This is a genomic window from Bacillus sp. MSP13 (assembly GCF_000815295.1).
GTDB lineage: Bacteria > Bacillota > Bacilli > Bacillales > Bacillaceae > Bacillus > Bacillus vallismortis.
Map to the genome: position 1 here is coordinate 299,643 of NZ_JXAQ01000004.1, position 15,381 is coordinate 315,023.

The following is a 15,381-nucleotide window of genomic DNA, read 5'->3' on the forward strand; positions in this document are numbered from 1 at the left end:
CACGATTTTCTACAATTCTTCCACCAAGCTGGATATACTGTCCAAATCCTCTGCCGTTAATGATTCGCTGCTAAAATCGCTCAGTGTTTTTTCTGTATTTTGTTTACCAGCGCAGTGTGTCATGATGTCCAGCAAAAAGTGTTCGATCCTGTTGATGAGCTTCTTCATCGTGTTCCTATGAAAGCGTGTTGGCGGATAACTGAGATTGAAATGAAGCTTGTTCCCTGCTGCCATTGCACTCATCTCGATGATTTGTTCACGTTTCCATGTGTGAGTGATGTCCTTTCCGCTTCCAAGGCTTGATGGACGGAAGTTATCTTGTCTTTCTATGTCGTTAAACTGGCCTAAATAGTTGAAACTGATTTCGGATGTTTTTGAAAACGTAATGCTTTTGTTTTCAGGGTGTGTGACGTATTTCAGCATACCGTAACCCACCCCTTTGTTTGGTATCCGGCCCAGTGTATCTTTAACGGTTTTTACTGCGGTTCCAAGCTCATCCCCATGATGTTCAAAGCTTATGAGAGCTGGGTATATAGATGTAAACCAGCCAACCGTCCTGTTGATATCGAACTCCGGCAACACGTGTTCTCTCCCGTGTCCTTCCAGTGCAATGCGGATTTTGTTTCCGCCTGTCCACTCACGAATCGCCAAAGATGCCGCGGTTAACAGAATATCTTGTGTATCTGTACCATAGGCGTGGTTGACGTTTTGCAGCAAGGTGGCGGTATTTGCTTCAGTGAGTGAAAAGCTTACCGTGTCCCTCCTGCTGAAGTCCTTGTTCTCATGATGCGGCAGTTCATATGGCAGTTCCGCAGCTTGCTGTTCCTCTATACTTCGCCAATACGCCTCCTCGCGAATCAGCTTGCTGCTTTGGGCATAGTCCTGTAGCCGTCTTGCGTATTCCAGATAAGAATCAGTTTTAGGCGGAAGCTGGATCGCCTGGCCTGAAGACGCTTGTTGGTATCCGGCTGACAAATCCTCCAGCAAAATCCGCCATGACACACCGTCAACGACAAGATGATGGATCGCAATGAACAAGTAATCTCCGGTCACTGTTTGAAACCAAGCGGCATGTAGCAACGGTCCTTCCTGCAAATTGATGCTTTGCTGAAGATCTTCAATTTCTCGTTTGATTTGGGTTTCCCAACCGCTTTCTGACTGTGAAAGATCAGTTATTCTTAAACTGTATAGTTGTGATTCATGAATGCCTTGATTGATTTGTATCCATTGCCCGTCATCGTTACGATAAACCATCCGAAGCGCATCATGATGTTCCGCAAGTTTTTTTAAGGATGCTCTAAGAGCGTCTTCAGACAAACGACCAGAGTGGAAAAGCATGACAGACTGATTGAAATGATGTCGTTCTTCAATCTCTTGTGAAAGAAACCATCGCTGAACAGGTGTCCATGGAACATTTCCCTGAATGGGCCCTTGTTCGATGATTCTTTCTGTCTTACGAATACATCGTGATAGGTCCTTTATCTTAGGATGACGGAATAAATCACTTACCTGCAGGCTTAGCCCATGGCGTCCAAGGCGTGCGGAAACTTGAAGCGCTTTGATTGAATCTCCGCCCAATTCAAAAAATGAATCCTCTATTCCGATCCTCTGGATGCCGAGAACCTCCTGCCAGATCAACGCCAGCTGCTCTTCAAGGTCATTGCGAGGCGGGACGTACGTTTGTTTAGATGCAACATCTGGTTCAGGCAGTGCTTTCCGGTTCAATTTGCCGTTTGATGTGAGCGGAAGTGTATCCATTTCAATGATGTACGCCGGAATCATATAATTTGGCAGTGAACGCGCGAGAAGAGAGCGCACTTGTTCAGCATTCGTGCCTGCTTTCACACTGATGTAGCCAAACAGCTCTTTGCTCCCCGTTTGGCCTGTACGTGCCAACACAGCTGCTTCTTTGACTGCGTCTATTTTGCGAAGTGCTGATTCGATCTCACCCAGCTCCACTCGGTAGCCTCTGACTTTTACTTGATCATCAATACGGCCAACGTACTCAATTGTGCCATCGGGAAGCCAGCGCGCCAGATCACCTGTGCGGTACAGTCGATCGCCAGACGCAAATGGATTTGGGATAAATTTCTCTCTCGTTAAATCAGGACGGCCCAAATATCCTCTGGCGACGCCATCTCCGCCGACACAAAGTTCGCCAACAGCTCCGATCGGCTGCAGCATTCCCCATTTATTTAAGATATAAGCGGTGGAATGACCAATCGGTCGCCCGATTGGAATAGAAAGTTCATATGTTTTTTGAATGTGAAAGCACGTCGAAAAAGTTGTATTTTCGGTTGGCCCATATCCGTTCCATATCGAAACTTCCGGGCAGACATTTTTAATTCGATTGATGTGGCTCACCGACAAAGCTTCTCCGCCTATAATCAGATGGTTCAGCTGTGAAAATGTTGTCTCATTTTGCTCTGTCAAATGATTGAATAGAGAAGATGTCAGCCACATCGTTGTGATCCCGTGATGTTCTATGTATCTCTTAAGCTGATGGGGATCGAGAAATGCCTGTTTCTCGGACAGATGCAAAGCTGCCCCATTTAGCAGCGGTCCAAATATTTCAAATGTCGTACCATCAAAACCGATAGATGATGTCATGAGAAGACGGTCTGCAGGTGTAAATGCAATATAATTGCTGTTTTTAACAAGGCGAATGACACTTCGCTGCTCAATCATGACACCCTTTGGTTTACCGGTTGATCCAGAGGTATAAATGGTATAAGCGAGCGAATGCGGCCCTGCTGAAGATTCAATGTTATTTGTTTCTCCTTGCTTTTGAATGTCTTCGATTATGATTTGTTCACATTCAATGTCTAATAGCCGTTTGTCGACTTTTTCAGATTGAAGAAGGAATGTCGCTCCGCTGTCTGACAGGATGTAAGCTATTCGCTCAACAGGCAGATCAGAAGCGATAGGCAAATAGGCTCCTCCGGCTTTCAGAATACCCAGCATTCCGGCTATGAGTTCCGGTGTTCGTCCTGTCAACAAGGCTACAACACTCTCAGGCCCGACTCCCTTTCTCTGTAGAACAGAAGCGATTTGATTTGCCCGTCTGTTCAGGTCCGCGTAAGTTAACACTTGTGTATCGCTGACAATTGCTACGGCATTAGGCGTTTGTTCAGCCTGGACTTCAAAGAGCCTGCTGATGGTTTCATTTCTTGGATATTCTATTTTTGTACGATTCAGTTCATGGATAAGGTAATGGGTCTCATCCTCATTCAGTATATTTAATGATCCGAGAGCGGCTTTGTTGTCTTGGATGATGGAGAGTAACATATTGATGAAATAGTGAAGCCACTTTTCTATCGTTTTTTTCTTATATAAGTCCGTACTAAATTCCATTTGGAACGTCAGCAAACCGCGGGGCTGTTCGTGAGCATAGAGGGTTAAATCAAATTTTGACGTTTGATGCCCATTGTTTGCTGCAGGTTTGAGACGAAGTTCATCTAGCCGTATCGATTCCTGGTCCATATTTTGAAGAACAAACATCACGTCAAACAGCGGATTCCGGCTCATATCTCGCGTTAATTGCAGCTTGTCGACAAGCTCTTCGAACGGATAATCCTGATGCTCATAGGCCTCCAATGCAGTGGCGCGCACTTCCTGCAAATACTGCACAAACGGCTTCCCGCCCTCCGGGCGTGCCCGAAGCGCCAGCGTGTTCACAAACATGCCGAGTATCGGCTCAAGATCCTTGTGCGGCCGGCCGGCAATTGGCGAGCCGACGATGATTTCTTCCTGTCCGCTCAAGCGTGACAATAACGCTGTGTAAGCTGCCAGAAGCACCATGTACAGTGTGCTTCCATTCTCCCGTGCCAGCTTATGAAGGCCTGATGCAGTTTCTTGATCAAGCGTAAACGAGACCTTGTCCCCCGCAAAGCTCCGCACCGGCGGGCGGGTATGATCAGCCGGGAGATCCAGCACCGGCAGCTCGCCCTCGAGCTGCTTCAGCCAGTACGTCTCCTGCGTCTGGTACGCGTTCCCTTTTTTAAACCCTTCTTGCCATACGGCGTAGTCTTTGTATTGAATGGGAAGCGCCGGAAGGGTCCGGTTGTTGTACAGCTCCCCGAATTCCCGAATCAAAATGTTGACGGAAACACCGTCTGATATGATGTGGTGCATATCAACCAGCAACAGGTGCCGTTCATCTGATACCTTTACGATTTGGGCGCGAAACAGCGGTGCTCGGCTGAGATCAAACGGTTTGATAAACGCGGCTGCGGCTTCCTGTTCGGTTTGTTCGCCGAGGACGGCTGTCTGTAATGTAAACGGCATCTCGGCATGGATGCGCTGCACCGGCTCGCCGCCTTCGTCCTGTTCGAAGGATGTCCGAAGCGACTCGTGGCGCTTGATCAGCTCTTTGAAAGCCCTGTCCAGCCTTTCGGGGTCAAGCTTTCCTTCCAGCTCTAACACAGCCGGCATATTATAGCCTGTTCCTCCGTTCTCCAGCTGCTGAAGGACATAAATCCGCTTTTGGGCAGAGGAAACCGGATAGGTCTCACACTGTTCCGCCGGTTTCATCGCTTCATATGGACTGTCCGTTCCTTCACGGATAACGGAAGCCAGCCCTTCTACCGTCGGATGGGCAAACACCTCTTTCAGCGGCACCTGTACATCGAATGCTTTGGCAATCCGGGACACAAGCGCCGTTGCTTTTAGAGAATGTCCTCCGCGATCAAAAAAGTTGTCGTGAATCCCGACAGGGCCATTTTTCAGCACGTCCTCCCACAGCTGGGCAAGCTTCATCTCGGTCACATTTCTCGGCGCCGAGTAGGTCTTTTCATCTGCAGCTCCGCCAGGAGCTGGCAGGGCGTTTCGATCCAGCTTTCCGCTCGGCGTAATCGGCCACTGTTCCATCTCTATCATATGGGCTGGGATCATGTAGCTCGGCAGCAGTCTCTCAAGCTGCGCCCTCACTTCGTTTCTCCGAAGCCCTTCTATATACGCGCATAATTCCGGCTCTCCGCTGTCTGTCCGTACGGTCACGGCTGCCTCCCTTATGCCTTCTATGCTTCTAAGCGCCGCTTCAATTTCTCCGGGCTCAATCCGGTAGCCGCGGATTTTCACTTGATCATCCAACCGGCCGAGGAATTCCATATTCCCGTCAGGGAGCCAGCGTACCACATCCCCTGTTTTATACATGCGTTCGCCCGGGTAAAACGGGTCTTCAAGAAAGCGCTCTTCCGTTAAGGCCGGCCGATTCAAATAGCCTCTGGCAACACCCGCGCCAGCAATGTACAGTTCGCCGGCGACACCGCAAGGCTGTACGGCTAAATGCGGATCTAACACATACAAACGCGCGCCGGGTACGGGCTTCCCGATCGGAATCCGCAAGCGGTCCCTGTCCCGCTCTGGGTCCAACACATAAAATGCCGCGTCTACCGTTGCTTCTGTCGGCCCGTATCCATGGATCAGCGAGACTTGCGGCAATAAAGAAGCAAAACGGGCTGCCGTGCCTGGCGCAAGCGGTTCACCTCCGGCGAACACACGCTTCAGGCTTGTCCCGTCACTCAGCCTTTCGATCTCCGCTTGATCGAGAAAACTGTTCAACATAGCCGGAATAAAATGAACCGTTGTAATACGTTCCTGATGAAAGGCTTTGACGATCAATGCCGGATCTTTCTCCCAGCCGGGCGGGAGCAGATAAGCCGAAGCGCCGGAAAGCGACCACCAAAACAGCTGCCAGACAGATGCATCAAAGGAAAAAGAGGTTTTCACCATGACAATGTCATCTTCCTGAAGCGGAAACTCGCGCTGCATGCCGGTCAGAAAGGAAACAGCTTGGCGGTGCTCAACGGCCACTCCTTTTGGCTGCCCGGTGGAGCCCGATGTATAGATGACATAAGCAAGAGAATCGCTGTCAACAGGAGGAAACAAAAGGTTTTCTGCTTTTTCGCCCGCAAGAGATGTCATGTCAACTTCAAGCGTTTCGCCAGAAAAGCTCGGTGTGGAACATCCCGGTTGAGTCAGCAAGAGAGCTGCGCCGCTGTCTTTCAGCATGTAGCTCAGCCTCTCCTCTGGATATGAAGGGTCAAGCGGCAAATACGCCCCGCCTGCCTTCAAGACAGCAAGGACAGCGATCAGCATGTCAGGTGACCGCTCAGACAGGACACCGACGATGCTTTCCTTCGTGACGCCGCGTGCCGCGAGGCGCGCACCCAGCCGGCTGGCATACTTGTCAAGCTCAGCGTACGTCAGCGAACCGCCGGAAAAGCGTATGGCTGGCCGTCCCGGTGTGACTGCCGCCTGTCGTTCAAACAGCCCGTGAAGGGTTAGGAATTCAGGTGAAACAGATACTGTCCTGTTATTTTGAGAAACCATTTCTCGTGCTTTGTTTTCATCTAGCAATGTCATATTTGACACAGGCAGAGATGGATCAGATATAACGTCAGAGATCATGTGCTGTACATAATCTTTTATCTCGGACATCATATTTGGTTGATGAGCGCCGGTATGAAAATGAATCCGAACGTACAAAGTACGTCCTGGGATCACTTTGACACTGCATCTATAGTTGGTGAGTTCTTCCATCTCGAAATCTTCCACGGAGAAATCAAATGATCCAGCCTGATTCAGCCCTTCAATCTCTTGTTGAGTAGGTGTATTTTCAAAGACGATAATATGATCGATCAGCTCTTGTTTAAGAGCGCTCTGTGCCTGAATGTCATATAAAGGGAAGTAACTATATGCTTCTGCTTCCGTCATGTCCCTTTGCATCCTCCTGACTAAGTCAGAAAAAGAAAGAGAATCACTTTGGACTCGGATAGGAATGGTATTGATAAACAGTCCGACTATGTTTTCGACATCGTTTAGCTCAGAAGGTCTGCCTGATATAACTGATCCGAACACAGCATCATCACAGCAATTGAACTTCTGGAGCATGATTCCCCATAGAGCTTGGAAAACAGTGGGGAGTGTCGCACCACAAACCGCTGCGATTTTCTGTAATTCGGAGGTTTCTTTTTCAGGAATGGTGAATGTGATCTGCTGTAATGTCCCATCTGGCATTTGATCTGTTCTTTTTGGCAGAGGCGAAGCTTTTTCGAAATGCTGAAGCCTTTTTTTCCAATACACAGCCGCTTCTTCCCGATCTTGCTGCATCAGCCATTTAATATACGTCCCGTACGGCTGTACGGGAGGCATATCAGGAAGCCTGCCTTTATCCAGTGCTTGATAAATGTGAAGAAAATCCTTAATGACGATGCCTAAACACCAGCCATCCATTAAAATATGATGATGGCTCCAGATGCAGACATACCGGTCAGGCGCCCATTTTAAAATAGATATTCTCATCAGTACATCCGTTTGGAGATCGAAGCCTTTTGATTTATCCTGCTCTTTGAATGCCTCGGTACAATGTTCTTTATCTCTCTCATTGAGATGAGAAATGTCTTCAAAATGAATATGGCAATGACGATGCTTGAGTACGACTTGACGAGGTTTGGCTACATTTTTATAGATAAACGCCGTTCGGAAGATTTCATATCTGTCAAAAACAGCATCCATACTTTTCTGGAAACGGTCCAAATCAAGCTGTCCATGGATCGTAAAAGAAGCCTGTTCAAAATAAGCTCTTGACTGTTCATCATACAGCGAGTGAAAGAGCATCCCTTCCTGCATAAATGACAAAGGATATATATCCTGTATTTCGGGTTGCTGCGGCATCAGTGTGAATCTCCTCTCCCTATAGTTTGTTGACAGCTCCCATAATTTCACTCAATTCATCAAGCGTTAAATCTTCATCAGTGAAATCAGAAGCGCTCCATTCTCGGTTTTCTTTGTCCGTACAATGCTCAATGATGTTTTCCAGAGTCTGTTTAAAATACCCCGCAAATGTTTGGATTGTTTTCTCCTCAAATTGAAGGCTGCTATAGATGATGTGCATGCTCAGAATCCCCGAAGAAACGGCGCCGCTGATATCCAGTGTATAAGGCCGCTCCCAGTTCGGGCTGATCTCATTTTCTGGCTTGATGTCAGAAACCTCAAAGGCTTTTGATTGAATATCCTGATCAAACTGGCCTAAATAATTAAAGCTGATTTCCGGGCTGTTTGTCTCAGAGCCCCATCTTTTGCTGATATATTTCAGCACACCGTAGCCTGCGCCTTTATGCGGTATACGGTGCAGCATATCTTTTGTCTGTTTAATGAGGTGGCCCAGCCGTTCATCTTTGTTCTGATGTTCAGAATCGCTCATATCAAGCCATATCGGATAAATCGAGGTGAACCAGCCGACAGTTCTGCTAATATCAATGTCCTCAAGATATGCTTCCCTTCCATGGCCCTCCATGCTGATTTTAAACCGGTCAGAGCCCGTCCATTGCTGCAAAGCAAGGCCTAAAGCTGTCAGAAGGATATCATTCATCTCCGTGCTGTACGCTTTATGTACAGCCGTTAACAAGCGTTCAGTGTGATGGCGAGATAGCTCAAAATCAATCACTTCTGTTTCTTTGAATGTGTTAGGCGCTGTTTCATTGTCTTTAGGAATCACTTCAATGTGACGGTTCTCATGCTCATCCCAAAACGCTGCTTCACGCTGCATCTGGCGGCTTTTAGAATAGTCAGCTATTCTTTGTGAATACGTTAAATATGAATCTGTTTTGTGCGGCAGTTGAATAGATTCTCCTGTGACTGCCTGTTTGTAAGCTGTTGAAAAATCCTCGAACAAGATGCGCCATGAAACCGCATCAATAACCAAGTGATGAATCGTCAGAAACAAATGGTCACCATTCTCGGTTCTAAACAATCCAGCGCGAAGCAAGGGCCCGGTTTCTAAACGAAATTGCTCCTGCATCTGGCTGGCTGCTTCATTAATCGTATTACGTGTTTCTGTTAAGTTACCCTTTACATCAAACAGTTCAAGAGCATATAACTCTTCATCTTGCAAATCTATCCCTCTGTTCATCTGTATCAACCTGCCATCTTCATACCGGCAGACGATTCTCAGTGCGTCATGATGAAGCAACAGGCTTTTTAGCACCTTTCTAAGCGCAATCTCATCAAAGCGTTCATTCCGGTAAAGCATCACGGACTGGTTAAAATGATGGATTTCCAGAGATTGAGAGAAAAACCATTGCTGGACAGGTGTCCATTTGATCTCGCCCTCGACCGGGCCTTGGTCAATGACGTGCACGGCTGTTCGAACCCGAGCGGACAGTTCACCAAGAGTCTGATGTTCAAACATCTCACGTACTGTCGTTTCGAATCCGCGCTGCTTCAGTCTGGCACAGGCTTGCAGCGCTTTAATAGAATCTCCGCCAAGTTCAAAGAAATTGGCGCTTACGCCCAGCTCATCCACATCAAGAAGTTCTTCCCAAATGTCAGCCATCACCTTTTCAATCTCATTTCTTGGGCTGATATCATCAGCAGGGTAAGCGTTTTTTTCAGGTTCCGGCAGGGCTTTCTGATCGAGTTTTCCGTTAACAGTCAGCGGGATGCGATCAATCTGTATGAAACGGGCGGAAAGCATAAAGTCAGGCAGCTTGGTTTTTAGAAAAGCCCGGACGTCTGATTCGTTCACGGCCTGTTGATCTTTTGTTACCATGTAAGCATATATAGCTGCTTGCCCTTGCTCACCTGGTCTTGTGATGACAGCCGCCTCTTTAACAATTGGAAGCTGAAGAAGAGCCGCTTGGATTTCACCTAACTCAATGCGGTGCCCTCTGACTTTAACCTGAGCATCAATGCGGCCTACATATTCCAGCTCGCCATTTGACAGGCGTTTCGCAAGGTCTCCTGTTCGGTATAATCTGTCCCCCGGGAGATAAGGATTGGGCATAAAACGGTCAGCGGTCAGCTCATCTCTGTTGAGATATCCCCGTGCCACACCTTCACCGCCTATATAAAGCTCCCCCGGAACACCGATTGGCTGCAGATTCATATAAGCATCCATTACATAAGCCTGCAGAGTTGAAAGCGGCCGCCCGATATTGCTTCTATTATTTGCAATGTCAGCTGCGGACAATTTTTTGAATGTCACATGCACCGTCGTTTCTGTAATACCGTACATATTGATCAGATCAGTATGTGGATATTGATCATTCCAGCTTTGAAGCATGCCGGGCTGTAAAGCTTCGCCGCCAAAAATGACGTATCGGATGTTTAAACGATCCGAATGGTTTTGATCTTCATACATCAGGCTGTAAAAAGCTGTCGGGGTCTGATTGAGTACAGTGACGCGTTCTTTTTTTAACAATAATCGGAATGCCTTGGGATCACGGGCTGTTTCCTTAGAAACCACGACTAGTGTACTTCCGTTCAATAACGAACCGAACATTTCCCATACAGAGAAATCAAAACAGTATGAATGAAAGAACGACCAGACGTCTTCGTGGCCAAATTCAAAAGGCAGGTTTTGATGCTTTAACAGACTGATTACATTGCGGTGCTCGACAACGACACCTTTTGGCTGGCCTGTCGTTCCGGATGTGTATATCACGTACGCCGGCTGATCCGCTAGGGTTTCTTGAATGTTTAAATCATCTAGAATTGAGCCGTTTTCGCCTTCATCGATATACAATATATGACCGTTATAGTCCGCAGGTTTAATTTGACCGCGCTCTGTCAGCAATAGGTCCGCCCTACTGTCATTAAGCATAAAGCTGATACGTTCTTGGGGATATTCAGGATCAATCGGCAAGTAGGCCCCTCCAGCTTTTAGAATCGATAAAACGGCAATGATCATATCTGTTGACCGATCGAGCAGCAAACCGACGATAACTCCAGGGCTGACTCCTTGTTTGATGAGCATAGCAGCTGTCCGCTCCGCTTTTTCATTCAGCTCTCGATAGGTAAGCTGAGAGTCGCTGCACACCACTGCGAGATGCTGTGGATGCTCAGCGGCTTTTTTTTCAAATAAGCTTACAATGGTTTCGTCTCTCGGAAACGCCGCATACTGTCCCATTTCTTCAAGGAGCGAATTCCGCTCTGCAGCAGGAAGCAATTGCATATCCGAAATTCTCATCCCGGTATCCGCTAGTCCCCTTTTTAACAGCTCAATGAAATAGGATGCCCACCGCGCAATGGTCTCCTCTTCAAAAAGAGCAGTGCTGTATTCAAAACGGCAGCGAATTTTACCCGAATGCTCCTCAGCGTGTAATGTCAAATCGAATTTAGATATATTATGTTTTGGGGTGACAGACGAAATCGATAAACCTGGCACTTCGAACTGAAAATCTTCACTGCTTTGAAGCACGAGCATCGCATCGAACAGCGGGTTGCGGTTTACCTCTCGGTGTGTATCTAGCTTATCTGCCAGCTCCTCAAAAGGATAATCCTGATGCTCATATGCCGTCAGAGCCAGGCGGCGAATGTCCTGCAAATACGAGCTGAACGTTTTGTGGCCCTCAGGCTGGCTGCGCATTGCTAATGTATTGACGAACATCCCGATGACGCCCTCCAAATCGGCGTGCGGCCTTCCGGCAGCAGGCGAGCCGACAACAATATCCTCTTGCCCGCTTAGCTTGGAAAGCAAAATAGAATACACTGCCAGAAGGATCATGTACAACGTTGTTCCCGTTTCAGCCATTAAATGGTGCAGTTCGTCCGCCGTGTCTTTATCAATGGTTACTTCGATTGTTCCGCCGCTGAAATCAGGGAGTCGCGGCCTTGTTTTATCAAGCGGTAAATCTAATACAGGAAGACTCCCGCCTAGCTGATTGAGCCAGTAGGCCTCCTGTTTTTTGTATAGCTCTCTCGGAAACTTCTCTTGCTGCCAAACAGCAAAATCCTTATAATGCAGGTTTAAAACTGGCAGCTTCTTTCCACAATATAAGTCAGTAAACTCTTGGACAAGCGTGCTCATCGAGACACCGTCGGCAATGATATGGTGCATATCGAGGAGGAAAAACCCGCGTTTATTGCCCATTGTAATCACACATGCTCTAAATAGAGGGCCGGACGAAAGATCAAACGGTTTGATAAAGGATTCGATTGCAGACTCAAGCATTTGTTCTGATTCCATTTCAAGCTCTCTCAAATCAAAAGCTATCTCTGGATAAATGATCTGCACGGGCTCTCCACTGTCAAGCACAAAAACAGTCCGCAATGCTTCATGCCGATTCACAAGTTCTGCGAGAACGCTCCTTAAACGCTGGCGATCCAGATTTCCGCGTAATTCAAGTACAGCAGGCATGTTATAGCCTGTGCTGTCATCTGCCAGCTGATGAAGAGCATATATACGTTTTTGCGAGTAAGACAGCGGATAGACATCTCTTTGATCCGCAGGCTCAATCTGATTAAAAGCATGTTCTTTTAAGCTCATCAATTTGACTGCCATGCTTTCAATTGTCGGGTGAGAGAAAACCTCACTGAGCGGCAGCTCGACATGAAACTTTTTATGTATCCTTGATACGAGTACGGCCGCTTTTAAGGAATGTCCGCCTAGCTGAAAGAAATCATCACGAATACCGATTCGCTGTTTATTCAGCACATTTTCCCAAATGTGTGCGAGGTCAGCTTCAATGAAAGTTCGGGGCGGCATAAAGGTGAGGCTCGCATTGCTTTCTGGTTCAGGAAGGGCTGCCCGATCAAGCTTTCCGCTGGATGTTAATGGCATCCGGCTGATGGTCATGATAGTTGTGGGAATCATATAGGGTGGCAATGCCCCGGCAAGATGCCGATGCAAATCAGTGAAACTATTACCCTTTTCCGGAACGATATAAGCAATCAGCTCCTTGTCCTCAGCAGAAGCATTACGAGTCAATACCGCCGCTTCCTTTACCCCCGGTGCCTGCCGAAGTACTGTTTCTATCTCTCTCAGTTCAATGCGGTAACCCCTCATTTTCACTTGATCATCAAAACGTCCAATATATTCAATCGTTCCATCCGGCAAAAAGCGGCCTGCATCACCTGTTCGGTATATCCGCTCTCCTTCAAGGAATGAGTGATCAGAAAATGCTTTCTCTGTCAGCTCTGGCTGTTTGTAGTATCCTCTGGCAAGCCCCGTTCCGGAAATGCACAATTCACCCGCCGCGCCAATCGGCTGCAGTTGATTTCCGTGTAAAACAACTACTTTCGTGTTTGCAATCGGGTGCCCAATCGTGATCCGGCCTTTTGCATTCAGATGACGCAATATGGTTGTTGCCACACTGTTTTCTGTGGGCCCGTATTCATTTGCCAGTTCTGCAGAAGGACAAATTCTTTTACTCATCTCAAGCAGGTCATGCGTAACCGCTTCACCCGCAAATGTCACAATCCGAAGACTTTCTGCATCGTCAGCAGTCATCACTTCCAATAACACCCGGTACAGGGAAGGAACAATGATCATATGACTGACCTTATAACCGGCTATTTTCCGCTTAAGGGCTAGAGCATCCTTCGCTTCGTCATCCGTTGTCAGCAGTACGCACGCACCGGATAACAGCGGGGTAAACAGGCTCGTCACACAACCGTCAAACACGTATGAAAATAAATGGAGGGAAAGATCCTGTTCAGTCATTCCATACTCTTCCCGTCTCCATTGCAATGTATTGGCAACGCCTTGATGATCAACCAGAACACCTTTAGGACGCCCTGTCGTTCCCGATGTATAGATCAAATAGGCGAGATCGCCAAGTGGAACATCTGGAGTTTCTGTTTGCTGATTTTCTGTATGTTCTATCGTTATCATATTTCCTTCATAGTGCGGCGGGATGAATGGCATAAGGTCTTCTTCTATCAGCAATTGAGCCGCTTGACTGTCCTTCAGCAGGAAAGAAAGACGTTCTGTTGGAAAATGTGGATCCAGCGGCATATAAGCGGCGCCCGCTTTCCAAATTCCAAGCAGAGCTGCAGGCAATTCCATTGATCGGCCCATTATCACAGCCACGATATCTCCGGCTCCAACTCCCTTTTCTACTAAGGCGTGCGCTATTTGATTGGCTCTTATGTTTAATTGGCGATAGCTCCAGCATTCATCCCCCATTTTCAATGCAGCAGCATCAGGTGTTTTGCGAGCTTGTTCCTCGAACAATCGACCTGTCGTTTTGTTCTCATAAAGACACTCTGTTTTGTTAAACAATCGGATAAGTTTTTGTTCCTCCGGCGGGACGATACCGATGTCACTGACGGCAATATCGGGATTCGCCAAAATGCAATCCAGCGCTTGTTTTAGATGCCCCTGAATCCTCAGCATCTCCTCTTGTTCGTAAACGGCTGCGTTGTAGCTGAATTTGATATAAAATGATTCTCCCGGAACGACAACGATATTAAAGTCGTAATTGGTTTGCTCCGACATTGAAATATCACCCAGCTTCAACGCATTTTCCTCATTTTCGCTCTCCATGCGTAATGCCTGATCAAGCTGTATAGGATAATTTTCAAAGACAAAAATATGATCGATCAAACCTTGCTTCAATGGGCTATGGTTTTGAATGTCATAAAGCGGGTAATACCCATGCTGTTCAGATGATAAAATATCCTCCTGCACGGCTTTGACCAGAGAAGAAAACATCATGCCCTCCGCAGATCGAATTCGCACTGGAACCGTATTAATAAACAAGCCGACCATTGATTCAATCCCGTCAATCGCTGACGGACGTCCTGAAATAACGGAACCAAAAACTGCATCATCAGCTGCGTTATATCGGTGCAGAAGCACGCCCCATATGCTCATAAACAACGTATTTAATGTGACCCCCCATTTTTGGGCGGCCTCTGTCAGTTTCTCAACCATTTCCGGCGCTAAAGAAAAGCGGACCTGAGCGGCTATATAATCCGCGTCGGCTGACCGGTTCTTTATCCGGGGAATAGAAGCGGTATTGCCGTATTCCTCCAAATATCGACTCCAGTAAGCGGCAGTCTCTTCTTGATCTTGTTCTCCAAGCCATTCGATATAACGGCTGTACGGCACCGTGCTACCAAGCTGCACAGGCCTGTTATTGCTGAGTGAATCATATATGCTGAAAAACTCTTTAAGAATAATGCCGAGACACCAGCCATCCATGATGATATGGTGATGTGTCCATACACACGTATATTTGCTGTTTCCTCTATCAAAAAGGGCAAGGCGCATTAATGAATCTTTTTGCAAATCAAATCCTTTTTCCCGATCCTTGGTCATAAATTCATCGACCAGAGACTGCTGTTCATGATCGATCAAGTGAGAAAAATCTTCTTTATACACTGTCAATTCGCGGTTTGATAAGACTACCTGCTGCGGTCCTGTAAGGTCTGGTACTTCTTTAATAAAAATCGTTCTGAAAATATCATAGCGGGAGACAAGAAGGTTTAAGCTCTTTTGAAACGAGTCGATGCATAGATTTCCCGTGATGGTAAACGAGGTCTGTTCAACATAGGCTTTTGAGCTGAAATCCATGAGTGAATGAAACAGCATTCCTTCCTGCATGTGCGATAACGGATAAATATCTTGAATCTTTGCCGATTGTGCCATCA

2 protein-coding genes are annotated in these 15,381 nt (G+C 47.1%); both read right to left on the minus strand.

Annotation, left to right across the window (positions count from 1 at the left end; genetic code table 11):
* Nucleotides 1-9: 9 nt before the first annotated feature.
* Nucleotides 10-7,677 carry a non-ribosomal peptide synthetase gene (locus SC79_RS04865; RefSeq protein WP_039074101.1) on the minus strand — a complete coding sequence of 2,556 codons (7,668 nt, stop codon included), beginning with the start codon at nucleotides 7,675-7,677 and terminating at the stop codon, nucleotides 10-12.
* A gap of 19 nt (nucleotides 7,678-7,696) precedes the next feature.
* Complete coding sequence (locus SC79_RS04870; RefSeq protein WP_039074102.1) at nucleotides 7,697-15,379, minus strand: non-ribosomal peptide synthetase; 7,683 nt, start codon at nucleotides 15,377-15,379, stop codon at nucleotides 7,697-7,699.
* Nucleotides 15,380-15,381 lie beyond the last annotated feature (2 nt).

Excerpts from the sequence above, each read along its gene's own strand:
- SC79_RS04865 (WP_039074101.1), bottom strand. The coding sequence starts at position 7,677 with ATGCCGCAGCAACCCGAAATACAGGATATATATCCTTTGTCATTTATG.
- SC79_RS04870 (WP_039074102.1), bottom strand. The coding sequence starts at position 15,379 with ATGGCACAATCGGCAAAGATTCAAGATATTTATCCGTTATCGCACATG.